The organism is Micromonospora krabiensis, assembly GCF_900091425.1.
Lineage (GTDB): Bacteria > Actinomycetota > Actinomycetes > Mycobacteriales > Micromonosporaceae > Micromonospora > Micromonospora krabiensis.
In genome coordinates this window covers 3,198,667-3,222,441 of record NZ_LT598496.1, presented here as the reverse complement: position 1 = coordinate 3,222,441, position 23,775 = coordinate 3,198,667, and the positions used below count along the sequence as shown (strand labels likewise).

Annotated in this window: 25 protein-coding genes; 20 read left to right on the top strand and 5 right to left on the bottom strand. The window is 73.1% G+C overall.

Translation table 11 applies throughout. The features are described 5' to 3' along the window. Nucleotides 1-11: 11 nt before the first annotated feature. The 3 genes from GA0070620_RS14355 to GA0070620_RS14345 form a co-directional block, all read right to left on the bottom strand. Entirely contained in the window at nucleotides 12-506 is a 495-nt protein-coding gene (locus GA0070620_RS14355) for a universal stress protein (protein WP_231922377.1), read from the bottom strand. 187 nt (nucleotides 507-693) lie between these two features. Next, nucleotides 694-1,134, bottom strand: a complete 441-nt coding sequence (locus tag GA0070620_RS14350) for a MarR family winged helix-turn-helix transcriptional regulator (protein ID WP_091591064.1) — start codon at nucleotides 1,132-1,134, stop codon at nucleotides 694-696. Nucleotides 1,135-1,158: 24 nt separating this feature from the next. Then, the gene (locus GA0070620_RS14345; RefSeq protein ID WP_091591062.1) at nucleotides 1,159-2,871 is read right to left on the bottom strand and encodes an alkaline phosphatase D family protein; all 1,713 of its coding nucleotides are present in this window, start codon (nucleotides 2,869-2,871) and stop codon (nucleotides 1,159-1,161) included. Nucleotides 2,872-3,023: 152 nt separating this feature from the next. On the opposite strand from GA0070620_RS14345, the gene ftsY reads away from it, so the two are divergent. The 19 genes from ftsY (at nucleotide 3,024) to GA0070620_RS14245 (ending at nucleotide 20,989) form a co-directional block, all read left to right on the top strand. Next, a complete protein-coding gene (gene ftsY / locus GA0070620_RS14340; RefSeq protein ID WP_091591060.1) occupies nucleotides 3,024-4,208 on the top strand; it encodes a signal recognition particle-docking protein FtsY in 1,185 nt (394 codons plus the stop codon). 6 nt (nucleotides 4,209-4,214) lie between these two features. After that, complete coding sequence (locus GA0070620_RS14335) at nucleotides 4,215-5,078, top strand: aminoglycoside phosphotransferase family protein (protein ID WP_172836436.1); 864 nt, start codon at nucleotides 4,215-4,217, stop codon at nucleotides 5,076-5,078. A gap of 241 nt (nucleotides 5,079-5,319) precedes the next feature. Next, nucleotides 5,320-6,717: an ammonium transporter gene (locus tag GA0070620_RS14330; protein ID WP_091591057.1), complete on the top strand. Its 1,398-nt coding sequence runs from the start codon at nucleotides 5,320-5,322 to the stop codon at nucleotides 6,715-6,717. Between the two features lie 25 nt (nucleotides 6,718-6,742). Further along, nucleotides 6,743-7,081 (top strand): P-II family nitrogen regulator, encoded by a 339-nt coding sequence (locus GA0070620_RS14325; protein ID WP_172836588.1) that lies wholly within the window; start codon nucleotides 6,743-6,745, stop codon nucleotides 7,079-7,081. 10 nt (nucleotides 7,082-7,091) lie between these two features. Next, entirely contained in the window at nucleotides 7,092-9,362 is a 2,271-nt protein-coding gene (locus GA0070620_RS14320; protein ID WP_197677594.1) for a [protein-PII] uridylyltransferase, read from the top strand. 170 nt (nucleotides 9,363-9,532) lie between these two features. Further along, entirely contained in the window at nucleotides 9,533-11,086 is a 1,554-nt protein-coding gene (gene ffh / locus GA0070620_RS14315; protein WP_091591052.1) for a signal recognition particle protein, read from the top strand. Between the two features lie 247 nt (nucleotides 11,087-11,333). Further along, on the top strand, nucleotides 11,334-12,413 hold the full coding sequence (locus tag GA0070620_RS14305) for an amidohydrolase family protein (protein ID WP_091591049.1): 1,080 nt from the start codon (nucleotides 11,334-11,336) through the stop codon (nucleotides 12,411-12,413). A 224-nt stretch (nucleotides 12,414-12,637) separates the two neighbouring features. Further along, the gene (gene proS / locus GA0070620_RS14300) at nucleotides 12,638-14,044 is read left to right on the top strand and encodes a proline--tRNA ligase (RefSeq protein WP_091591045.1); all 1,407 of its coding nucleotides are present in this window, start codon (nucleotides 12,638-12,640) and stop codon (nucleotides 14,042-14,044) included. A 1-nt stretch (nucleotide 14,045) separates the two neighbouring features. Continuing rightward, a complete protein-coding gene (locus GA0070620_RS14295; RefSeq protein ID WP_331713236.1) occupies nucleotides 14,046-14,714 on the top strand; it encodes a DUF402 domain-containing protein in 669 nt (222 codons plus the stop codon). A 241-nt stretch (nucleotides 14,715-14,955) separates the two neighbouring features. Further along, on the top strand, nucleotides 14,956-15,411 hold the full coding sequence (gene rpsP, locus GA0070620_RS14290) for a 30S ribosomal protein S16 (RefSeq protein WP_091591042.1): 456 nt from the start codon (nucleotides 14,956-14,958) through the stop codon (nucleotides 15,409-15,411). Beyond that, on the top strand, nucleotides 15,386-15,646 hold the full coding sequence (locus GA0070620_RS14285; protein ID WP_172836435.1) for an RNA-binding protein: 261 nt from the start codon (nucleotides 15,386-15,388) through the stop codon (nucleotides 15,644-15,646). Before rpsP ends, GA0070620_RS14285 begins: the two co-directional genes overlap by 26 nt. A 2-nt stretch (nucleotides 15,647-15,648) precedes the next feature. Beyond that, nucleotides 15,649-16,197: a ribosome maturation factor RimM gene (gene rimM / locus GA0070620_RS14280; RefSeq protein WP_172836587.1), complete on the top strand. Its 549-nt coding sequence runs from the start codon at nucleotides 15,649-15,651 to the stop codon at nucleotides 16,195-16,197. A gap of 19 nt (nucleotides 16,198-16,216) precedes the next feature. Next, complete coding sequence (gene trmD, locus GA0070620_RS14275) at nucleotides 16,217-16,990, top strand: tRNA (guanosine(37)-N1)-methyltransferase TrmD (RefSeq protein WP_091591038.1); 774 nt, start codon at nucleotides 16,217-16,219, stop codon at nucleotides 16,988-16,990. Nucleotides 16,991-17,133: 143 nt separating this feature from the next. Further along, nucleotides 17,134-17,490 carry a 50S ribosomal protein L19 gene (gene rplS, locus GA0070620_RS14270; RefSeq protein WP_091591036.1) on the top strand — a complete coding sequence of 119 codons (357 nt, stop codon included), beginning with the start codon at nucleotides 17,134-17,136 and terminating at the stop codon, nucleotides 17,488-17,490. A 184-nt stretch (nucleotides 17,491-17,674) separates the two neighbouring features. Next, nucleotides 17,675-18,547, top strand: coding sequence for a signal peptidase I (gene lepB / locus GA0070620_RS14265; RefSeq protein WP_091591034.1), 873 nt, complete (start codon nucleotides 17,675-17,677; stop codon nucleotides 18,545-18,547). 10 nt (nucleotides 18,548-18,557) lie between these two features. Further along, the gene (gene lepB, locus GA0070620_RS14260) at nucleotides 18,558-19,193 is read left to right on the top strand and encodes a signal peptidase I (protein WP_091591031.1); all 636 of its coding nucleotides are present in this window, start codon (nucleotides 18,558-18,560) and stop codon (nucleotides 19,191-19,193) included. Nucleotides 19,194-19,302: 109 nt separating this feature from the next. Then, a complete protein-coding gene (locus tag GA0070620_RS14255) occupies nucleotides 19,303-19,830 on the top strand; it encodes an NUDIX hydrolase (RefSeq protein ID WP_091591028.1) in 528 nt (175 codons plus the stop codon). Next, a complete protein-coding gene (locus tag GA0070620_RS14250) occupies nucleotides 19,824-20,669 on the top strand; it encodes a ribonuclease HII (protein WP_091591025.1) in 846 nt (281 codons plus the stop codon). The genes GA0070620_RS14255 and GA0070620_RS14250 overlap by 7 nt, the downstream gene beginning before the upstream one ends. Next, entirely contained in the window at nucleotides 20,666-20,989 is a 324-nt protein-coding gene (locus GA0070620_RS14245) for a DUF2469 domain-containing protein (RefSeq protein ID WP_007075222.1), read from the top strand. The genes GA0070620_RS14250 and GA0070620_RS14245 overlap by 4 nt, the downstream gene beginning before the upstream one ends. Before the next feature lie 77 nt (nucleotides 20,990-21,066). Here GA0070620_RS14245 and GA0070620_RS14240 read toward each other — a convergent pair whose 3' ends face one another. After that, complete coding sequence (locus GA0070620_RS14240; RefSeq protein ID WP_091591024.1) at nucleotides 21,067-22,197, bottom strand: sulfite oxidase; 1,131 nt, start codon at nucleotides 22,195-22,197, stop codon at nucleotides 21,067-21,069. A gap of 108 nt (nucleotides 22,198-22,305) precedes the next feature. Continuing rightward, a complete protein-coding gene (locus GA0070620_RS14235; RefSeq protein WP_091591021.1) occupies nucleotides 22,306-22,959 on the bottom strand; it encodes a class I SAM-dependent methyltransferase in 654 nt (217 codons plus the stop codon). 162 nt (nucleotides 22,960-23,121) lie between these two features. Here GA0070620_RS14235 and GA0070620_RS14230 point away from each other — a divergent pair, with 162 nt between their 5' ends. Next, complete coding sequence (locus tag GA0070620_RS14230) at nucleotides 23,122-23,748, top strand: murein hydrolase activator EnvC family protein (RefSeq protein WP_091591019.1); 627 nt, start codon at nucleotides 23,122-23,124, stop codon at nucleotides 23,746-23,748. Nucleotides 23,749-23,775: the final 27 nt, after the last annotated feature.

Genomic DNA, 23,775 nt, shown 5'->3' with positions numbered 1-23,775 from the left:
GCGACCGGATATCAGGGCACCACGACGACCGGCCAGCGCCCGGCGCGGACCAGCCGGGTGGCCACGGAGCCGACCAGGCGGTGCCCGGCCTGCTCGGAGGAGCCCACCACCACCAGGTCCGCGTGGAACTCGTCGGCCGCGTCCCGCAGTTCGGTGTACGCGTCGCCGCGCCGGCAGACGAACGTGATCGGCAGGCCCAGCTCCTCGGCGCCCCGCCGGATGTCCCGGCGCAGCTCGGCGGCCAGTTCGTCCTGAGCGCGCCGCACCGCCCCGGCGTCCACGCCCGGCATCATGGCGGTGAGCCCGTTCGGGGCGCTGACGAAGACGACGACGAGGGCCGCGCCCTGGCGGCGGGCGAGGCCGGCGGCGTACCAACCGGCGCGCTCCGAGGTGCGGGTGCCGTCGACGCCGACCAGCACCACGCGGGGTCCGTCGGTGCCGCGCTCGAACGGCAGGGGCCGGGCCTCCGGGCCGTACTCCTCCCGGTCGGGTGCTCCCACGCTCACGGCCGCCTCCCCTTTGCGTCGCCGGTCTCCACTGTCGCTCGGATCGGGACGGACGGGTAGGGGCCCGCGCCGTCGGCCTCCCGGTAACCATAGGACTTTGTTGCCCGAAGCAACAACGTGTGAAACCGGATAAATCTTCCCAGGATCAAGCTCGGTCGGAGCGCGTCCGCCGACGGCGCGGGGCGGGTCAGGACCAGGCGTCGTTGAAGCGGCCCAGCAGTCGGGCGAACTCCGCCACGTCCTCGGCCGGCCAGCTCTCCAGCGTGCCCCGGATGTGCCCCATCCGGGCGGCCCGGGCCGCGTCGAAGCGGGCCTGCCCCTCCTCGGTGAGGCTCAGCTGCGCGGCCCGCCCGTCGGTCGGATCGGGGATGCGGCGCACCAGACCGAGGATCTCCAGTCCCCTGATCTGCCGGCTGAGCGTCCCCTTGCCGATCCCGAGCCGGGTGGACAGGTCGGTCAGCCGGACCGAGTCGCAGCGGCGCAGCCAGAGCAACAGCCCGTACGCGTTCGGCTCCAGGTTCGGGTGCACCTCGCGGGCGACCTCCCACGAGACGGCCCGGCCGCGTCGCAGCAGGGCGGTCAGTTCGTGCTCGACCGCCCGTAGCGTCTCCGCGTGCTGCTCGTCCACGGCGTAGAGAGTACGGCGTCCCGCTCAGGACTCGCCTGTGAGCCGGTGCCGCATGACCGGGCGCAGGTGTCCGTCACTCGTCGTGCCCTCGACGGTCACCTCGGCGGAGCGGCCCCGGTGGACGAGGGTGGCCACCGCGTTGCCGAAGTACGGCCCGGCGAGCTTCCGCCACCGCACCCCGGGCCGGCGGACGCCGGCGGAGCGGGCCAGCGCCCGGGTGGCGGCGGCCGGACCCGGCGACCAGCCGAGCCGCATCAGCGGACGTATCCCGGCCGGCACCTGGTTGTGGATCGGCGAGCAGGTCAACTGGTGGACGGGGGTGGTCACCGCCGGGTCGTCGAACCGGGCCCGGGCCACGTACGAGTGGTGCACGTCGCCGGAGAGCACGCTGATGGAGGCCGGTGGCGCGTACGCGGGACCAGCCCCGACCCGCTCACCCGGGGCGCCCGGGGTGCCGCTGCCGATCCGGGCGAACGTGGCGCCCAGCGCCTCGAACGACCGGCGGAAGGCCGCCCAGTGCTCCAGGTCCAGCGCCCGGCGCAGCTTCTCGGCCAGCCGCGCCGCCCAGGGGCGTCGGGAGTCCGCCAGCCGCTCGTTCCACGCCTCGACGTGGTGGATGCCGGGTGGCAGCAGCCAGGGCAGCGACGCGCCGACCACCAGGTGGTCGTAGACGCCGTGCGCCTGGTCGAGGAACCAGGACCACTCGCCGGGTGGCAGCATCGCCCGGTTGCCCGGGTCGAGCACCCGGCTGCACCGGTTGTCCAGCATCACCAGGCGGGTCCGGCCCAGGTCGAGCGCGTAGCTCCACTGGTACTGCACGGCCCGCCACCGCTCGGTGTCGTGCGCGAGATCGGCCTCCTGGTCGACCCGCTGCCCGAACTCGCGCAGCACCCCGGTCGCGTCCTCGGCCGCGGAGACCTTGGCGAACACCGGGTCGGCGGCGACCTCGTCGGGCGCGAGGTTGCCGAGGTGCTGGTAGACCCAGTAGGAGGCGAGCCCGCTGCCGATCCGCTCGGCCCACCACGGCTGGGACCGCGCGTCCGACCGCCACGACGCGGACGTGTTCCAGTCGTCGATGATCTCGTGGTCGTCGAAGATCATGACGCTCGGGACGGTGGAGAGCAGCCACCGGATCTCCGGATCGCGCCACGACTCCAGGTAGAGCTTCGTGTACTCGTCGAAGCTCACCACCTGGTCGGCCGGGGCGCCCGCCGGCCGCCGGCGGCGTCGCTTGAGCAGCCGGCGCACCGTGGGTGAGGTGACGTCCGCATAGACCTGGTCGCCGAGCAGCACCAGCAGGTCGGGCTGCCCGTCCGGCGTGGGGTCGGCGATCAGTCGCCGGGCGTACGCGTCCAGCGCGTCGGGCGGGAGCTTTCGGGTGGTGGCGTGCTGGGTGGTCTCCCGGCACGAACCGAAGATCAGCCGGACCGGCTGGTCCCGGTCGTCGACGGCCCGGGTGCGGATCACGCTCGGCGGGAAGCTCGACCCCGGCTCCGGCCACACCAACTCGTCGTCGACCAGTACCTCGTAGGTGGTGGTGCTGTCGGGGGTGAGGCCCTCGACGACCACCAGCGCGTAGTGGTGGTCGTACGCGGTGAAGGTGGGCGCGCTGCCGCCGGCACCGTCGGCGGTGCGGACGGTGACCACGGCGGGCGCCGCCGTTTCGACCCAGACGGTGGCCCGCGTGCCGACGACCCGGCGCAGCAACGGGCCGATGAGCAGGTGTGCGGCGGGCATGGCGCGACCTCCGAAGGGTGAGCGGACCTCATCTTTACTACCCGGCCGGCCGTCGCACCACTGCTGGCTGTGACCGAGCCTACCCTCGGCCCGTCGGGGCTTCCGGGTGCCGTGATTGGGACGCCGTCGCCGACATCTGACAGGATTTCGGCATGACGGATTACCTCCTCATCGCGATCGCCCTGCTCGGGGTGCTGATCCTCGGCGCCGTCGGTCTGGTCGCACCGCGCCTGCGCCGCCGCCAGGAGCCACCGCTGCCGACGACGGAGGTCGAGACACGGGCGGAGGAGGACCTGGCCGGCCCGCCGGTCGAGGCGCCGGAGGCCGAACTCTCCACCGGTGTGCTGGTCGAGCCGCCGCCCGTGATCGAGGCGCCGGCGCTGGAGGTCCCGGAGCCGACCGCCGGGCGGCTGGTCCGGCTGCGCACCCGCCTGTCCCGCTCGCAGAACGTCTTCGGCAAGGGCCTGCTCGGCCTGCTCACCCGGGACCACCTGGACGAGGACACCTGGGAGGAGATCGAGGACAGCCTGATCACCGCCGACGTCGGCATCGACGCCACCCGGGAGATCGTCGACCGGCTGCGGGAGCGCACCCGCGTGCTGGGCACCCGCTCCGCGTCGGAGCTGCGGGCCCTGCTCGCCGCCGAGCTGGTCAACGCGCTCGACCCGACGTTGGACCGCGCGCTGCGCACCGAGCGCAAGGACGGCGTGCCGGCCGTCCTGCTCGTCGTCGGCGTCAACGGCGCCGGCAAGACCACCACCTGCGGCAAGATCGCCCGGGTGCTGGTCGCCGACGGCCGCAGCGTCGTGCTCGGCGCGGCCGACACGTTCCGCGCCGCCGCCGCCGACCAGCTGGAGACGTGGGCCGGGCGGGTCGGCGCCGAGACGGTACGCGGCCCCGAGGGCGCCGACCCGGCGAGCGTCGCGTTCGACGCGGTCCGGCGCGGCATCGACAGCGGGGTCGACACCGTGCTGATCGACACCGCCGGCCGGCTACAGAACAAGGTCGGCCTGATGGACGAGCTGGGCAAGGTCAAGCGGGTGGTGGAGAAGCACGGCCCGATCGACGAGACGATCCTCATCCTCGACGCGACCACCGGGCAGAACGGCTTGGAGCAGGCCCGCGTCTTCACCGAGGTCGTCAACGTGACCGGCGTGGTGCTCACCAAGCTCGACGGCACCGCGAAGGGCGGCATCGTGATCGCGGTGCAGCGCAAGCTCGGCATCCCGGTGAAGCTGGTCGGCCTCGGTGAGGGGCCGGACGACCTGGCGCCGTTCGACCCGGCGCAGTTCGTCGACGCGCTGCTGGGCACCGAAGCCACCGCACGGGACGCGTAGTCTCGGGTGACGACCGACGATCGCGCGTACGCGGGCTGGCGCGACCCGAGCCACCCCTCGCAGCGCCTGGGGAGACCGTACGTGACGTCACAGGAGATCCCGCTGCACGGCGGGAACGTGAGCACCGTGGTCCGGGTCGGCGACACGGTCCGGCGCAACGCCGGGCCCTGGACGCCCTCCGTGCACGCCCTGCTGCGGCACCTGGAGTACGTGGGCTTCACCGGCGCGCCCCGCGCGCTCGGCATGGACGAGCGCAACCGCGAGGTGCTGTCGTACCTGGAGGGGGAGTGCGGCGAGTACCCGCTCGCCCCGCACTGGGTGACCGACGAGGCGCTGGTGACCGTCGCCACCATGCTGCGCATGTTCCACGACGCCCAGTACGGGTTCGCCCCGCCGCCGAACGCGGTCTGGCGCTCGTTCGGGCCGCCGCCGCCGGACACCGAGGTGATCTGCCACCACGACGCCGCCCCGCACAACGTCATCTGGCGGCCGGACGGCACCCTCGGGCTGATCGACTTCGACCTCGCGTCGCCCGGCTCCCGGATCTACGACGTCGCGTACGCGGCCTGGACCTGGGTGCCGATCTTCTCCGACCGCGACTCGATCACTCTTGGCTGGAAGCATCCGGACCGGCCCCGCCGGCTGCGCCTGTTCGCCGACGCGTACGGGCTGATCCCCCGGGACCGGCACCGGCTGATCCGGACCATCCGCAAGCGGATCGTCGACCACGTCGAGGGGATCCGCCGGATGGCGGCCGCCGGCGAGCCGGCGTTCGTCCGGATCGTGCACAAGGGCCACCTTCGTCGCCCGATGCGCGACCTGCGGCTGCTCGACTACGAGCGGCACGCGCTGGAGCACGCGCTGCGCTGACCGGGAGCGGTGGATCGCGCCGGCCGGTCGGACATCGACGCCCGCCGTACGGCCGATCCACCGCTGTCCATGTCGCCTACCGGGCAACCCTCTTCACACGTACGAAACAACCCGTCACCGAACGGAAACCAGCATGGGACCTTCGGTGAAACAGCCGGCAACCAAGCTTCCGCGCAACCGGCGTACGGGCGACGCTGCCCCGGAAGCCGCGAAGGAGGGAACTTCACTTTAGGAGGCCAGCGTGCCTGAAGCACCGACGATCGACTCCGGCAACACCGTATGGCTGCTGGTGTCGACCGCGCTCGTGCTCCTTATGACACCGGGACTGGCGCTGTTCTACGGCGGCCTGAACCGGGCCAAGGGCGTACTCAACATGATGATGATGAGCTTCACGGCGATCGGGCTCATCAGTGTTCTGTGGTGGTTCTACGGCTTCAGCATCGCGTTCGGTAGCGATGTCAACGGTTTCTGGGGCGACCCGGCCGCGTACCTCGGTACCAAGACCTTCCTCGCCGAGACCGACCTCTGGGGCGCGACCGCCGACAACCCCAGCGGCATCGGCGTCCCGCTGTACGTCTTCATGGCGTTCCAGATGGTCTTCGCGGTGATCACCGTCGCGCTGATCAGCGGCGCGATCGCGGACCGGGCCAAGATCGCCGGCTGGTTGCTGTTCGCCTTCGGCTGGGCGACCCTGGTCTACTTCCCGGTCGCGCACTGGGTGTGGGGCGGCGGCATCATCGGCGGTGACATCCACGCGCTGGACTTCGCCGGTGGCACCGCGGTGCACATCAACGCCGGAGCCGCGGCCCTGGCCGTCGCGCTGGTGCTCGGCAAGCGGCTGGGCTGGCCGCGGGAGGGCATGAAGCCGCACAACATCCCGCTGGTCGCGCTCGGCGCCGGGCTGCTGTGGTTCGGCTGGTTCGGGTTCAACGCCGGCTCCGAGCTGACCGTCGACTCCGTCGCCGGGCTCGCCTTCATCAACACGCAGCTGGCCACCGCGGCGGCGGTGCTGGGCTGGATCGTCGTCGAGTGGATCAAGGACAAGAAGCCGACGATGGTCGGCGCCTCCTCCGGCGCGATCGCCGGTCTGGTCGCGATCACCCCGGCCTGCGGCTTCATCGCCCCCTGGGCCTCGGTGCTGCTCGGCCTGGTCGCCGGCGCGGTCTGCGCGTTCGCGGTCAGCCTCAAGTACAAGCTGGGCTACGACGACTCCCTCGACGTGGTCGGCGTGCACTTCGTCGGCGGCTGGATCGGCTCGCTCTGGCTGGGCCTGTTCGCCACCAACTCGGTCAACGCCGCCATCACCGACGTGGTCGGCGCCTCTGACGGCCTCTTCTACGGCGGCGGTGTCACCCAGCTGGGCCGGCAGGCCCTGGCCGGTCTGATCGTGAGCGTCTGGTCGTTCGGCATCGCGTGGCTGATCGCCTTCGCGATCGAGAAGACCATCGGCTTCCGGGTCCGCTCCGAGGACGAGGTCAGCGGCATCGACATCGCCGAGCACGCGGAGAGCGGCTATGACCTCTCCCCGGCGGGCGGCGGCAGCGGCGGCGCGTTCGCGATGGCGGGCATCGCCCCGAGCGGCGCGAAGCCCACGGCGGACGAACCCGCCGAGCAGGTCAGCGAGAAGGTCGCCGGTTAACGTTCCTGGGATGGAGGGGTTGGACATGAAACTGGTGACCGCGGTCATCAAGCCCTACCAGCTGGACGCGGTGAAGGAGGCCCTGCACGCCCTCGGGGTGGCCGGGCTGACCGTCAGCGAGGTCCAGGGGTACGGGCGGCAGAAGGGGCACACCGAGGTCTACCGGGGTGCCGAGTACACCGTCGAGTTCCTGCCCAAGATCCGGGTCGAGGTGCTCACCGACGAGATCGACGTCGAGAAGGTCGTCGACGCGATCGTCGCCGCCGCCCGCACCGGCAAGATCGGCGACGGGAAGGTCTGGGTGACCAGCGTCGAGGAGGTCGTCCGGGTCCGCACGGGCGAGCGCGGCCTCGACGCCCTCTAGGAAGACAGCGATGACCTCGTTGGCCGGACGGTCCGCGCCGGGGAATCCCACTCCCACCGGCGCCGACCGCCCGGCCGGCGAGGTCGTCGTCGTATCCGGCGTCGGCGCGGCGGCACGGCAGCGGCGGGCCGCCGCGTACGACGCCTTCCTCGCTCCGCTGCTGCCGCCCCGCCCGGGGGTGGCCCTGCTCGCCGTCGGCGGCCTCGGCCGGCGGCAGTGCGCCCCGCACGGTGACCTCGACCTGGTGCTGCTGCACGCCGGGGTGCCCGGCGTCGACGAGTTGGCCGCCGCGATCTGGTACCCGGTGTGGGACGCCGGCCTGCGCCTCGACCACTCCGTCCGCACCGTCGCCGAGGCGCTGTCCGTGGCGCAGGACGACGTGAAGGTCGCCCTCGGGCTGCTCGACGCCCGACTGGTCGCCGGTGACCCGGCCCTCGCCGAGGCCCTGATCGGCACCGCCGCGGACCACTGGCGGCGCACCGCCGTCCGGCAACTCCCGCACCTGCGGGAGATCACCACCGCCCGCTGGGCGGCCCACGGCGAACTCGCCTTCCTGCTCGAAGGCGACCTCAAGGAGGCGGCCGGCGGGCTGCGCGACGTCGGCATCCTGCGCGCCATCGCGACCGCCGGCATCACCGACGCGCTGCGTCCCGCCGTACGGGCCGCGCACCTGCGGCTGCTCGACGTGCGGGACGCCCTGCACGAGCAGGTCGGCCGCCGGGTCGACCGGCTGGTCGCCCAGGAGCGCGACGGCGTGGCCGCCCTGCTCGACCTGGACGACGGTGACGCGCTGCTGCGCCGGGTGGCCGGCGACGCCCGTACCGTCAGTCACGCGTTGGACGACGCGTTCCGTGCCGCCGACCGGCTGCGCGGCGGCCGGTCCCGGGCCGGCCACCGCCCGGTGCGCCGCCCGGTGGCCCGGGACGTGGTGGAACACGACGGTGAGCTGGTGCTGGCCCGGACCGCGATCGGCGCCCGGCCGGACCCGAGCCTGTCCCTGCGGGTCGCCGCCGCCGCGGCGACCACCCGCCTGCCGATCGCGCGGGCGACCTGCGAGTGGCTGGCGGCGTACTGCCCGCCGCTGCCCACGCCGTGGCCGGCGGACGCGCGGGCGGCCCTGTTCACCCTCCTCGGCGCCGGCCCCGGCCTGGTGCCGGCCTGGGAGACCTGTGACCGGTACGGCCTGGTCGACGGCTGGCTGCCCGAGTGGACCCGGCTGCGCAGCCTGCCGCAGCACAACCCGGTCCACCGGTTCACCCTCGACCGGCACCTGGTGCAGACCGCCTACGAGGCCAGCCGGCACTCTCGCGACGTGGAGCGCCCCGACCTGCTGCTGCTCGGTGCCCTGCTGCACGACATCGGCAAGGGCCTGCCGGGTGACCACAGCACGGTGGGCGGCCCGGTCGCCGAGGCCGTCGCCGCCCGGATCGGCCTGCCCGAGCCGGAGGTGGCGCTCATCGGCACGCTGGTCCGGCTGCACCTGCTACTGCCCGACGTGGCGACCCGCCGCGACCTGGCCGACCCGGTCACCATCTCCGGCGTCGCCGAGGCGGTCGGCGACCCGGGCGTCCTCGACCTGCTGCACGCCCTGGTGCGCGCCGACGCGGCGGCGACCGGACCGGCCGCCTGGTCGGACTGGAAGGGGCGGCTCATCGCCGAGTTGGTGGGCCGGGTGCGTACGGCGCTCGACACCGGGGCCCTGCCGGCCCCGCCCGCACCCGACCCGGCGCTGCTCGCCGAGCCGCTGCCGGTCGTCCACCTCACCGGGGACCGGGTGGCGGTGGCCGCCGCCGACCGGCGTGGCCTGCTGGCCACGGTGGCCGGCTGCCTGGCCCTGCACCGGCTGGAGGTGATCTCCGCGGACGCGTCGGCGGTCGACGGTCGGGCCCTGGTGGAGTGCCGGGTGCAGCCCCGCTACGGCCTGGCCCCCGACTCCGTCGCGCTCAGCGCGGACCTGCGCCGGGCGCTCGTGGGCGACGTGTCGGTGATCCAGCGGTTGCGGGGCCGGGCCCTGGCCGCCCGTGGCTCCGGTGCCGCCCCGCGGGTCGTCTGGCACCGCGAGGCGGCCACCGACGCGGTGCTGCTGGAACTGCGCGCCGCCGACGCCGCCGGGCTGCTCTACCGGGTCACCTCCGCCCTCGACGAGGCGGGCGCCCAGGTCCGCGCGGCCCGCATCTCCACCCTCGGCGGTGACGTGGTCGACGCCTTCTATCTCGTCGGCGGTTGGCCCGACGACGCCACCCGGGGACGACTGGAGAGCGCCGTCCTCGCGGCGGTCTGACCTTCCTGCCGCGGGTGACCCCGCGCGCCCGGCGGGCGCGCGCGTGCCGGTGCCACGGCTGGGCCGGCGCGGAAGCGCGGGTATCGGCGGCGGGCTACCCTAGCGGGGGCCGGACTCTTCGGAGCCGGCCGCCCTGTGCCCGCCGAAACACTGACAAACGGGATGTTCGCGTGTTTGACACCTTGAGTGACCGCCTCTCCGGGATCTTCACCAAGCTCCGCGGCAAGGGCCGGCTCACCGACGCCGACATCGACGCCACCGCCCGCGAGATCCGTCTCGCCCTGCTGGAGGCGGATGTCGCGCTGCCGGTCGTCAAGGGCTTCATCGCCAACGTCAAGGAGCGGGCGCGCGGGGCCGAGGTCTCCCAGGCGCTCAACCCGGCCCAGCAGATCGTCAAGATCGTCAACGAGGAGCTGATCAACGTCCTCGGTGGCGAGGGGCGGCGGCTGCAGTTCGCCAAGCAGCCACCGACGGTGATCATGCTGGCCGGTCTCCAGGGTTCCGGTAAGACCACGCTCGCCGGCAAGCTGGCCCGTTGGCTCAAGGCCCAGGGGCACCAGCCCCTGCTGGTCGCCGCCGACCTCCAGCGTCCCAACGCGGTCGGGCAGCTCCAGGTGCTCGGCGGCCGCGCCGGCGTCGAGGTGTACGCCCCGGAGCCCGGCAACGGCGTCGGCGACCCGGTGCAGGTCGCCCGGGCCTCGATCGACCACGCCCGCCGGGCCGCCCGCGACATCGTCATCGTCGACACCGCCGGCCGGCTCGGCATCGACGCCGAGATGATGCAGCAGGCCGCCGACATCCGCGACGCCGTCCAGCCGGACGAGGTCATCTTCGTCATCGACGCGATGGTCGGTCAGGACGCCGTCCGCACCGCCGAGGCGTTCCGCGACGGCGTCGGGATCACCGGTGTGGTCCTCTCCAAGCTCGACGGCGACGCCCGCGGCGGTGCCGCGCTCTCCGTCCGCGAGGTGACCGGCCAGCCCATCCTGTTCGCGTCCACCGGCGAGAAGCTCGAAGACTTCGACATCTTCTACCCCGACCGGATGGCCAGCCGGATCCTCGGCATGGGCGACGTCCTCACTCTGATCGAGCAGGCCGAGCAGGCCTTCGACGCCGATCAGAAGGAGAAGATGACCGCCAAGCTGATGGGCGGCGAGCAGTTCACCCTGGAGGACTTCCTCGACCAGCTCATCGCCGTCCGCCGGATGGGACCGATCGCCAACGTGCTGGCCATGATGCCGGGCATGGGGCAGATGAAGGACCAGCTCGCCGAGCTGGACGACAAGCACTTCGACCGGGTCACCGCGATCATCCGCTCGATGACCCCGGGCGAGCGCAGCAACCCCAAGATCATTAACGGCTCGCGGCGGGCGCGCATCGCCAACGGCTCCGGCGTCACCGTCATGGACGTCAACCAGCTGCTCAACCGCTTCGCCGACGCGCAGAAGATGATGAAGCAGATGGGCGGCATGATGGGGCTGCCCGGTGGCCGGCGCAAGGCGACCAAGTCGCCGAAGAACAAGCGCAAGGGCACCAAGGGCGGCGGCCGGCCGCGTACCGGGGCCGGGATGCCCGGCGGCTTCCCGGGCGGCATGCCGCAGCTGCCCGCCGGGATGGACCCGAACGAGCTCGCCGGCCAGGGCCTTCCGCCCGGCTTCAAGCTGCCGAAGATCGACTTCAACAAGCTCGGCAAGGGCGGTGACAAGGGCCCGGGCCCTCGCTGACACGCGTCGACGACGACAGGCATCCATCGCCCCGATCCGCTCGTAGTAGCGCAGCGTCGGTTCGGTGAAACCCGACCGGACCGCCATCTCCTGGATCGTCAGCACCTCGTCCGCCCGTTCCCGCTGCTCCTTCGCCGCGCTCATGTCCTCGAGCGTTCTCGGGTTGAAGCGCTTCAAGTCAAGGCGTGTGGCCGGGAACGCAGGTGCCGTCGCACGTCCTCGCGCGCGATCCGGTAGGACTGTGCGCATGGCTCTGCATGTGCGCGGTGTGCTCCTCCCCGACGACGAGGTCCGGGATCTCTGGCTGGTAGACGACCGGGTCACCTTCGAACCGGTGCCCGGCGCGGAGACCGTGGTCGACGGCGGGTTCGTCCTGCCCGGGCTCACCGACGCGCACTGCCACATCGGCATCGCCCGGGGCGGGGCGCCGATCACCTCCCTGGACCAGGCCCGCGAGCTGGCCCACACCGACCGGGACGCCGGGGTGCTCGCCATCCGCGACGCCGGTTCCCCGTACCCCTACCCGGAGCTCGACGACGAGCCGGACCTGCCGCGACTGGCCCGGGCCGGCCGGCACGTCGCTCCGCCGAAGCGCTACCTGCGCGACATCGGCGTGGAGGTCGACGCCGCCGAGGTGGCCGCGACCGTCGCGGAGCAGGCCCGGGCCGGCAACGGCTGGATGAAGCTGGTCGGCGACTGGATCGACCGCGGGGTGGGCGACCTGGCGACGGCCTGGGACGCCGACACGATGACCGCGGCGGTCCGGGCCGCGCACGCCGCCGGCGTACGCGCCGCGGTGCACACCTTCTCCGAGTCGGCCGTGGAGATCATGGTCCGGGCCGGGGTGGACTCGGTCGAGCACGGCACCGGCCTCAGCCTCGACCTGATCGACCTGATGGCCCGGCAGGGCACCGCCCTGATCCCCACGATGATCAACATCCGGACCTTCGGGGGGATCGCCGACCAGGCGCGCGCCAAGTTCCCCGGGTACGCCGACCACATGCTCGCGCTGCGCGACCGGTTCCCGGAGGTGGTCCGGTCGGCGTACGAGGCGGGCGTGCCGATCTACGTGGGCACCGACGCGGGCGGCGGGATCGACCACGGGCTGGCCGCCGAGGAGATGCTGCTGCTGCACGAGCAGGCCGGGATGAGCCCCGTCGACGTGCTCGCCGCCGCGAGCTGGCGCGCCCGGGAGTGGCTGGGCTTCCCCGGCCTGGTCGAGGGCGGCCTCGCCGACCTGACCGTCTACCCGCAGGACCCCCGCCGTGACCTGACCGTGGTCCGTACCCCCACCCGCATCATCCTCCGCGGCCACGTCCTCCGCTGACCCCCCACCCGCCCGACGCCCGGCCGACGCTTGGCCGCGTTGATCAAGAGGTTCGCGTCAGGAATGGTCGCCACCGTGACGCAAACCTCTTGATCAACGCGCTTGGCGACGCACTTGGCGACGCGGGTGGCGACGCGGGTGGGGGGCGCGGTGGGGGCGCGGTGGGGGGTGGGTGGGGCTCCCGGGGGCGGTGGCGGGGTCGGTGGCGCATAGGATGTGCGGTCATGGCACGCGTGCTCACTCCCCGTGCGGAGGACTTTCCCCGCTGGTACCAGGACCTGATCGCCAAGGCGAAGCTGGCCGACAACGGCCCGGTCCGGGGGACCATGGTCATCCGACCGGCCGGCTACGCCATCTGGGAGCGGATGCAGGACGAGATGGACGCCCGGATCAAGGCGGCCGGCGCGGAGAACGCGTACTTCCCGCTCTTCATCCCGGAGAACTACCTCAAGCGCGAGGCCGAGCACGTCGAGGGTTTCTCGCCGGAGCTGGCGGTCGTCACCCACGGTGGCGGCAAGCAGCTCGCCGAGCCGGTGGTGGTGCGCCCCACCAGTGAGACGGTCATCGGCGAGTTCATGGCCAAGTGGATCGACTCGTACCGGGACCTGCCGCTGCTGCTCAACCAGTGGGCGAACGTGGTCCGGTGGGAGCTGCGCCCGCGCATCTTCCTGCGCACCAGCGAGTTCCTCTGGCAGGAGGGGCACACCGCGCACGCCACGCGGGAGGACGCCCGCGCCTACGCCCGGCGGATCCTGCACGAGGCGTACGAGGACCTGATGGTCAACGTGCTGGGCATCCCCGTGGTCGTCGGTCTGAAGACCGCCCGGGAGCGGTTCGCCGGCGCGACCGCCACCTACACGTGCGAAGGCATGATGGGTGACGGCAAGGCCCTCCAGATGGGCACCAGCCACGAGCTGGGCCAGAACTTCGCCAAGGCGTTCGACATCAGCTACTCCTCCGCCGAGGGCGGCCGGGAGCACGCCTGGACGACCTCCTGGGGCACCTCCACCCGCATGCTCGGCGGCCTGATCATGTGCCACGGCGACGACAACGGCCTGCGGGTGCCGCCGAAGCTGGCGCCGGTGCAGGCGTACGTCATGGTCGTCAAGGACGGCGAGGGCGTCGCCGAGGCGGCGGCCAAGCTGCGCGACGCGCTGCGCGACGCCGGCGTGCGGGTGGCGCTGGACGACCGCACCGACACCCCGTTCGGCCGCCGGGCCGTCGACGCCGAGCTGCGCGGCTATCCCGTACGTGTCGAGGTCGGCCCCCGTGACCTGGCCGCCGGCAACGCGGTCGTGGTCCGGCGGACCGACGGCTCCAAGGCGCCCACCCCGGTCGCCGACGTGGTCGGCGCGGTGCTGGCCGCGCTCGACACCGACCAGCGGGCGCTGCACGACGAGGCCCTGGCGCACCGGCAGTCGCGCACCGTCGAGGTGGCCACGCTGGACGAGGCCATCGAGGCGTCGGCCACCGGCTGGGCGCGGGTGCCGTGGTCCGCGGTGGGCGTCGAGGGGGAGGCCAAGGCGAACGCCCAGGGCGTGACGGTGCGCTGCCTGCTCAAGGCGGACGGCTCGGTGCCGGACTCGGAGGACGAGCCGGACCTGGTGGCCATCCTGGCCCGCGCCTACTGAGGTGCGGCCGGTCCCCTCGGTCAGCCGCTTCGAGCCGGGGCGGCTGATCGTGCACCGCAACGTCCGTCACGGGCGGATCGGCTGGGTCCGCACCGCGCGGGTGGTCAGCGACGACGAGCGGGGTCTCCTGCTCTGGGTGGCGCAGGACTCGCCGGTCGCCAGCGAGGTCACGGAGGCGGGGCTCGGCATGCGCGCCGTCCCGTTCAGCGAGTGGATCACCTCGTCGTACCGGCTGGCGGTCGGTCGGTGGAACGGACCGCCGGTGCTGAAGTTCCTGCCCACCGGCGCGGCCCACTCCGTGTGGTGGTTCCGGGACGCGCGGGGGAGCTTCGCCAGTTGGTACGTCAACCTGGAGGAGCCCGGGGTGCGCTGGGACGACGGTGACCTCGCCGGCGTCGACATCGTCGACCAGGACCTCGACGTGGTGGTCCGGCCGGACCTGAGCTGGGACTGGAAGGACGAGGGCGAGTTCGTCGAGCGGCTCGCCTTCCCCGACCACTACTGGGTGACCGACGAGGCCGCCGTACGCACCGAGGGCAAGCGGGTGATCGCGCAGGCCGAGGCGGGGGAGTTCCCGTTCGACGGCACCTGGTGCGACTTCACGCCGCCCGCCGAGTGGGACGTGCCCGACGAGTTGCCGCCCGGCTGGGACCGCCCGCCGGCGCGCTGAGTCGTGTGGTCAACCTCACAATTGGTGGTCGCCGGGTGACGTGGGCCGTCCGGTGTGAGGGATCCGCCGCCGATCTGGCAGAATGGGTCGCTGGTATCCGGCGCGCGTCCGGCGCCCTCTAACCCGGGCGCGTCGCCAGTCCACCGAGCAGTCTCCGGCCCAACCCCACTGTGCCGGTCGGCGCTCACCCGTGCACACCGCCCCACTGGGCCGGTGAGATCGCAACAGGAGCGAAACAACTGTGGCCGTAAAGATCCGGCTTCTGCGGATGGGCAAGATCCGCAACCCGCAGTACCGCATCGTCGTCGCCGACTCGCGCACCAAGCGCGACGGCCGGGCGATCGAGTTCGTCGGGGTCTACCAGCCGAAGGAAGACCCTTCGGTGATCGAGGTCAAGTCGGACCGGGTCCAGTACTGGCTGTCCGTGGGCGCTCAGCCGAGCGAGGCGGTGCAGCGGCTGCTGGAGCTGACCGGTGACTGGCAGAAGTTCAAGGGCCTGCCGGCCCCGCCGCCGCTGAAGGTCGCCGCCGAGCGGGCCGACCGTCAGGCGGCCTACGAGGCCGAGGCGAAGGCCGCCGCCGGCCTCGCGGAGACCCCCGCACCGGCCAAGAAGGCCGCCAAGGCTCAGGCCCCGGCCGCCGAGGCGCCGGCGCAGGCCGAGGAGCAGACCGGTGCCGAGTCCGGCGAGCAGGCCTGACATGGCTCTGCGTCCCGCGCTGGAGCACCTGGTCAAGGGCATCGTCGACCACCCGGACGACGTGCGCGTCCGGCTGGTCGACTCCCGTCGGGGCAAGCGGCTCGAGGTCCGCGTGCACCCCGAGGATCTCGGCACGGTGATCGGGCGGTCCGGCCGGACCGCCAAGGCACTGCGCCAGGTGATCGGCTCCATCGGCGGGCGCGGCGTCCGCGTCGACATCGTCGACTCGTACTGATGCTGCTCATCGTCGGCCGGATCGGTAAGCCGCACGGGATCCGCGGTGAGGTCACCGTGGAGGTGCGGACCGACGAACCGGAAGCGCGGTTCGCCCCTGGTTCGGTGCTGGTCACCGAGCCGGGGGCGACGCCTCCGGCGGCACCCGGTCCCGGCGTGCCGTTCCGGGTCCCCGCCGAGTTGACCGTCGAGTCGGCCCGCTGGCACCAGGGCCGGATGCTCGTCGCCTTCGAGGGCGTCCTGGACCGGGACGTCGCCGAGGCGCTGCGCGGCACCCTGGTCGGCGTGGACAGCGCCGACGTCGCGCCACCGGAGGACCCGGAGGAGTTCCACGACCACCAATTGGTCGGGCTGGCTGTGGTGACCCCGGCCGGCGAACGGCTCGGCGAGGTGGCCCGCATCGACCACGCCCCCGCGTCCGACCTGCTGGTGCTGCGCCGCCCCGAGGGGAAGACGGCGCTGATCCCGTTCGTCAAGGCGATCGTCCCCGAGGTCGACCTCGTCGGCGGTCGCGTCGTCGTCGACCCGCCCAGCGGTCTCCTCGACCTGTAGTCCGCTGGAGCACCCCCGCATGCGCGTCGACGTCGTGTCGATCTTCCCGGAGTACTTCGCCCCGCTGGAGCTGTCGCTGATCGGCCGGGCCCGGGCCGCCGGCACGCTGCGGCTGGCCGTACACGATCTGCGGACCTGGACCCACGACGTGCACCGCACGGTCGACGACACCCCCTACGGCGGTGGGCCGGGCATGGTGATGCGGCCGGAGCCGTGGGGTGAGGCGCTCGACGCGTTGGCGCCGCCGCACGCCAGCCCACCCCGGCTGCTGGTGCCCTCCCCGGCCGGTGTCCCGTTCACCCAGGCGATGGCGCACGAGCTGGCCGCCGAGGAGCACCTGCTCTTCGCCTGCGGCCGGTACGAGGGCATCGACCAGCGGGTGCTCGACCACGCCGCGACCCGGATGCCGGTCACCGAGGTCTCGCTCGGCGACTACGTGCTCTTCGGCGGTGAGGTCGCGGTGCTGGTGATCCTGGAGGCGGTCACCCGGCTGCTGCCCGGTGTGCTGGGCAACGCGGGCTCCCTCGACGAGGAGTCACACGCCCACGGGCTGTTGGAGGCGCCGGTCTACACCAAGCCGCCGACCTGGCGGGGCCATGACGTCCCGGAGATTCTCCGCTCGGGCGACCACGGCCGGATCGCCCGCTGGCGGCGGGAGGAGGGCCTGGTCCGCACTGCCCGGCGGCGCCCCGACCTGTTGGCCGCGTTGGACCCGGCGGGGCTGGACAAACGGGATGTCGCCGCGCTGGACCGGGCCGGATTTCATCCGCCACCGGGGGATGTGGCAAAGTAGAGGGGTTGCCGCAGTCGGCCGCGCCGCGGACGGCTGCGAGGATCCTCGACCGGGGTCGGGCCGACCGACCGCCACCCGGGGATCAGAATCACCCATCCGCGCACCGACTGACGGTGCGCCGTGAGCCTTACGAGGACGCAGCGATGAACATCCTGGACGCCCTTGACGCCCAGTCGAAGCGTGCCGACCTCCCCGACTTCCGCGCCGGTGACACCGTCAAGGTGCACGCGCGGGTCGTCGAGGGCAACCGGTCCCGTGTGCAGATCTTCCAGGGCGTCGTCATCCGCCGCCAGGGTGACGGGCTGCGCGAGACCTTCACCGTCCGCAAGATCAGCTTCGGTGTCGGTGTGGAGCGGACCTACCCGCTGAACAGCCCGGCGATCGACCGGCTGGAGATCGTCACTCGTGGTGACGTCCGTCGGGCCAAGCTCTACTACCTGCGTGAGCTGCGGGGCAAGAAGGCCAAGATCAAGGAGAAGCGGGAGAAGCAGCCGAGCTGACTCCCCGCTCGCCACGCCGCCTGAGCTGCACGTATGCCGTACCGACCGGACCGCACTACCCTGGTCGGCACGGGCGCAGCCAGGCGGTGGTCCCGCCCCAGCGGCGGGAGCCGTCCGCTGCCGCCCGTGGGGCCTCATCGAGGCTACCGGGCGGCAGTGTCGTCTCTGCGGATCGGGGAGTGGCGTGGCGCAGACCGTTGACGAGGACGGCACCGTCGATCCGTGGCGGCGTCGGGTCCGCCGCAGCCGCCGCCAGATGCCGCTCTGGCAGGAACTGCCGCTGCTGCTGGTGGTCGCGTTCTGCCTCGCGGTGCTGATCCGCACCTTCCTGCTCCAGGCCTTCTTCATCCCCTCCGGCTCGATGGAGGACACCCTCCTCGTCGGTGACCGGGTGCTGGTCAACAAGGTCGTCTACGACGTACGCGACCCGGTGCGTGGCGAGGTCGTCGTCTTCCGCGGCACCGAACGCTGGGCGCCCCAGGTCGACGACCAACCGGAGCCGGGTTTCGTGGGCAAGCTCGGTCGGACCGTCGGAGACCTGGTCGGGGTGAGCCGCCCCGGCGAGAAGGACTTCATCAAGCGGGTGATCGGTCTCCCCGGCGACCGGGTGGCGTGCTGCGACGCGCAGGGCCGGGTCACCGTCAACGGGACGCCGCTGGACGAGTCGTACGTCCTGGAGAACTCGCCACTGGACGTCCCGCCGAACCCCCGGGAGTGCCGCTCCCGCCGCTTCGACGAGGTGGTGGTCCCACCCGGCCAGATCTTCGTCATGGGCGACCACCGGCTCGTCTCGCAGGACGCCCGCTGCCAGGGGCCGGTCCCGATCGACAACGTCGTGGGCCGGGCCTTCATGGTGGTCTGGCCCTCCTCGCGGTGGGCGACCCTGCCGGTGCCCGAGACGTTCGGTGACGTCGCTGGGCCGCCGGTCGCGGCACCGGCCGGACCGGCGCCGCTCCAGCCCCTCCCGCAGGGCGATGTGGCGCTTCTCCTGCCGTTGACCGCTGCGCTGGCCGCTTCTCGCGCGTTCCGGACGGTGGCGTCCGGCCGGGCAACGTAGGCTCCTTGGCGTGATTGACGAGCAGACCGACAAGCCGCGCAGCTCCTTCTGGAAGGAACTGCCGATCCTGCTGGGCGTGGCGATCCTGGTCGCGGTGCTGGTGCGTGCCTTCGTCCTGCAGACCTTCTTCATCCCCTCCCCGTCCATGGAGAACACGCTCAAGATCGACGATCGGGTGCTGGTCAACAAGCTGGTCTACGACTTCCGGTCCCCGCACCGGGGCGAGGTCATCGTCTTCCGGGCGCCCGTCGAGTGGGCCGGCACCGACGACGAGGACTTCATCAAGCGGGTCATCGGCGTCGGAGGCGACCACGTCGTCTGCTGCGACGAGCAGGACCGTCTCGTCATCAACGGCCAGTCGCTCGACGAGCCGTACATCTTCACCTCCCCGGACGGCCGCCGGGACAAGCCGGCCGACCAGGCGTTCGACATCACCGTGCCCAAGGGGCGGCTCTGGGTGATGGGCGACCACCGCTCCGCCTCCGGTGACTCGCTGGAGCACTGGCAGCAGTCGGGGCAGGACATCACCGCCGCCACCATCGACGAGGACGAGGTGGTCGGCCGCGCGTTCACCGTCTTCTGGCCGGTGGACCGGGCCAAGTGGCTGAGCGTTCCCGAGCAGTACGACGGCATCCCCAACCCGTAGCGTGCCCCGGGGCGTGGGCGAACGGCGGCCGGTCTGGCAGGCTGGTCCGGTGAACGTGAGCGCGAGGAGTGAGCCTGCGAGCCCCGCAGTCGCGAATTCGGACGACACCGTGCGGGTCTACACGCCGCGCCGCGCCGCGCGGGTGTTGTTGGTCGACGCGGACGACCGGGTCCTGCTCTTCGCCGGTTTCGACCCGGCCCGTCCGGAGCACCGGTACTGGTTCACGCCGGGTGGCGGTCTGCGTCCGGGTGAGTCGCCGGCGGTCGGCGCGGTGCGCGAGTTGGCCGAGGAGACCGGTCTGCGCCTCGACCCCGCCGCGCTGGGCGAGCCGGTCCGGCGCGAGACGGTCGAGTTTCCCTTCGACGGCGTGTGGTACCGCCAGGAGCAGGACTTCTTCCTCGTCCGGGTGCCCGGCTGGGAGGTGGACACCGCGGGCTTCGACGACGTCGAGCGGGCCAGCGTCACCGGTCACCGCTGGTGGTCGGTGCCGGAGTTGGGGGCCAGCCCGGACCGCTACTACCCGGCCGACCTGCCCGGGCTGCTGACCGAGGTGCTGGCCGGCGCCGCCGGGGACCCGGGCGACGGCGCGGACGGTGGGCCGGCCGGGGCGGCCTCCGACGGCGGTGCGGCGTGCTGACCCCGCCGCGCACCGTCGTGCGTCGGGAGGGCGGCCTGTACGCGCTGGAGCGCGCCCTGCAGCGACGTGGGTTCCGCAACGTGGCCGGCGCGGACGAGGCCGGCCGGGGCGCCTGCGCGGGGCCGCTGGTCGCCGCCGCCGCGGTGCTGCCGGAGGGGCGACGCGGGGAGATCGAGGGGCTCGCCGATTCGAAGCTGCTCACCCCGGCCAGCCGGGAACGGGTGTACGACGAGGTGGTCGCGCGGGCGCTGGCGTACGCGGTGGTGGTGATCCCGGCCGAGGAGGTCGACGCGCGCGGGCTGCACGTGTGCAACCTCGCCGCGATGCGTCGGGCGCTCGCCTCGCTCGCGACCCGCCCGGACTACGTGCTGACCGACGGCTTCGGCGTGGACGGGCTGGACGTGCCGGGCCTGGCCGTGTGGAAGGGCGACCGGGTGGCGGCCTGCGTGGCGGCGGCGAGCGTGCTGGCCAAGGTCACCCGGGACCGGATCATGGTGGAGCTGGACGGGGCGTTCCCGGCGTACGGCTTCGCCGAGCACAAGGGCTACATCACGCCCGAGCACACGGCCGCGCTGCGGGAGCACGGGCCGTGCCGGGAGCATCGGTTCTCGTACGTCAACGTGGCGAGTGTGTCGGGCCGGGACGGGCGCCCGCCGCGCTCGCGCCGGCCGGCGCTGGCGGCCGTGACCGGCCGGGACGACCCGGCGACGCTCTTCGACGACGAGCCGATGGAGCGCTCTTGCGCGCCAGGGAGTACCGTCGGCGTGGCGTTGGGCGAGCGGGCTCGGCCGTCGTCGCCGGTGGGGGAAGATGTGGGCATGGAAGGCGGAGAGCGATGAGCGCGGAAGATCTCGAGAAGTACGAGACCGAGATGGAGCTGCAGCTCTACCGGGAGTACCGCGACATTGTCCGCCAGTTCTCCTACGTCGTGGAGACCGAACGCCGCTTCTACCTGGCCAACCAGGTCGACCTGCACGTGCGCAACTCGGACGGCGAGGTCTACTTCGAGGTCGAGATGCACGACGCCTGGGTGTGGGACATGTACCGTCCTGCCCGGTTCGTCAAGAACGTCCGAGTGATGACCTTCAAGGACGTCAACGTCGAGGAGCTGGAGAAGCCGGACATCTCCCTGCCCGCCGACTCCGGCTTCGGGGGCTGACCGGTCCCACCCTCACGTCGGTGGGCCAGCCCACCGGCGGCCCGCCACCGCACCGGCGCCCCACCCGCCGGTCACGGTCACTCCGGAACGACCGCCACCTCGACGCGTTGCACCAGGTTGTTGGCGAAGCCGCCCCGGTTCCACGGTTGCTCCACCGGCTGCGTCCGACCGGAGGCGTCGGTGGCCCGGGCACCGAGCACGTACCGGCCCGGTTCCGGGGTCCACGCGAACCGCCAGCGCCGCCAGGCGAACTCCCCGCCGGTCGGCTCGTCCAGTGTGGCCGGTGCCCAGGTGGCCCCGCCGTCGGTGGTCACCTCGACCGCGACCACCGGCGCGTGGCCCGACCAGGCTCGACCGTCCACGGTGCACGGACCGGGGCGGAGCACCCGGGCGCGGGACATGAAGTCCGGGAAGCCGGGCGGACGCACCAGGGCGCGCGGCTCGATCCGGGTCAGCGGGATCCCCGGGTCGTCGGCGTCCTGCCGCAGTCGGTACGCGACCGCGTTCTGGTAGCCCTCGAACGCCTCGGTGACGACGCTGACCGAGCGGAGCCACTTCACGTGGGCCATGCCGTACCAGCCGGGGACGATCAGCCGCAGCGGGGCGCCGTGCTGCGGCAGCAGGGGCGCGCCGTTCATCTCGTACGCCAGCAGCACCTCGTCGCGCAGCGCGTCCGCCACCGGCAGGGCCCGCTGGTAGTCCTGCTCGACGCCGCGCTCCACACCGTGGTCGGCGCCGGTGAACACCACGTCCACCGCGTCCGGGGCGAGGCCCGCCTCCCGCAGCAGCGGGGCCAGCGGAGTGCCCGTCCACTCGGCGTTGCCCACGGCCTCCACCAGCCACGGCTGGCTCACCGGTCGCGGGTGCAGCAGCGCCCGGCCGTTGCCGGCGCACTCCAGGGTCACCTGCCGGGTGACCCGGGGCCGTTCCCGCAGGTCGGCGAGGCTGAGGGTGAGGGGCCGGTCGACGGCGCCGTCGACAGTCAGCGCGTGCGCCGCCGGGTCCAGCTCCGGGATGTCGTAGTGGATCAGCAGGTAGTGCAGTCCCGCCGGCGTGACGTCGTAGCGGAGCGCCTCCAGCGGGATGCCGTGGTTGCGCGCGGCCAACTGGAGCTCCTCGGCGCTGATCCCCTCACCGGACGCGGCCACCCGGGACGGGCCGCTGACGTCGGTCACGGCGGGCCGGCTCACGTCGTCCACGGTCGTCATGGTGATCTCCCCGGCTCCGGACGGCGGCCGCTCCACCGTGCGAACCCCAGCCTAGGGTGCGTGGCCCGGTGCCGGCACACCCCGGTCCGCCGACGGTGGTCGGAGGCGTCAGGCGGTGCCGGGACGGCCCGGGCGGTCGACGAACTCGAACATCCGCACGCCGGTGGGCAGCGGCCTGGGCCGGCCGAGGAACCGGTGCACGCCGACGCCCACCCGGTCGGCCGGGGTGGTCACCGCGACCGGGGCGAACTCCTCCTCGGCGAACCAGTCGCAGATGGTCGGGACCAGGTCCGGCTCGCCCCGGTGGCGGGTCCAGAGGACCGTGCCGCCGGTGGCGCAGAGGGCGGCGCAGTGGGCGACGGTGGCCCGGATGTCCGCGTCCGACACGTTGCCGAACACCCCGCACACCAGCACGAGGTCGGCCGGGGCGAGGTCCGCGTACGCGTCGGTGCGGGCGGCGTCGTCGACCACCACCTGGACGTCGGTCAGGCCGGCCCTCCGGGCGGCCGTCGCGGCGATCTCCGCGTTGCGCGGGTCCAGTTCGACGAGGCGGGCGGTCACGTCGGCACCGCGCGGGTGCTCGGCGAGGACCGGGATGAGGTCCCGTCCCTGTCCGGCGCAGAGGCTGACCGCGCGCAGCGGGCCCGCGGGCGCCCGGTCGAGCGCGTCGCGGAGGTGGCGGCGCACCTCGGCCAGCCGGCGGGCCAGCGGTGAGCCGGGCCGGTCGTAGTCGTCGTGCCAGCTGTGCCAGTCCCGCGTCATCCGGCCAGCCTAGGTGGCAGTGCGATGGCGCGTGGGGCGCGCGGTACGGGGCGGCTTAGCAGATCCACTGCCCGGATGGGCACTGTCCACAGGGCACCTCGTTGTCCACAGCTCGGACGATGGCCGTGGCAGAGCGGGCGGGAGCCCGGCAGGCTGCCCCTCATGCGATCACCGCCATCGTCCGCCCCGGCCGAGATCCGCCGTACGCTGCTGCTCTGCACCGCCGTCCCGCTCTGGCTCACGGTCCAGTTCTGTGCCGTCGTGCTGGTCGCGGCACTGCCCGCGGCGGCCGGTGCGCGTCCGACGGACGGCGGGCCACCCGGCCGCCTGACGACCGCGCCGGTGAGCGCCCCGCCGGTCGTCGCCGGGGGTTTCCGGTGGCCGGTCGACGGTCCGCCCCGGCCGGTGCGCCGCTTCGACCCACCGCCGCGACCCTGGCTGCCCGGGCACCGGGGCGTCGACCTGGCCGCCCCGCCGGGCGCGACCGTGCGGGCCGCCGGGCCCGGCACCGTGCTCTTCGCCGGCCCGGTGGCCGGGCGTCCGGTGGTCACCGTCGGGCACAGCGACGGACTGCGCACCACCTACGAGCCGGCACGACCGTCCGTGGCCGTCGGTGCGTCCGTCGCCGCCGGCGACGCGGTGGGCGTCCTGCTCGACGGCCATCCCGGCTGTCCGGTCGCCGCCTGCCTCCACTGGGGACTACGCCGGGGCGAGGAGTACCTCGACCCGATGGCGCTGCTCGGGCTCGGGCCGGTCCGCCTGCTCCCACTCGACGGGAGGCAGCCGTGACGGGTGACTCCGGCTCGGGCGGCGCCG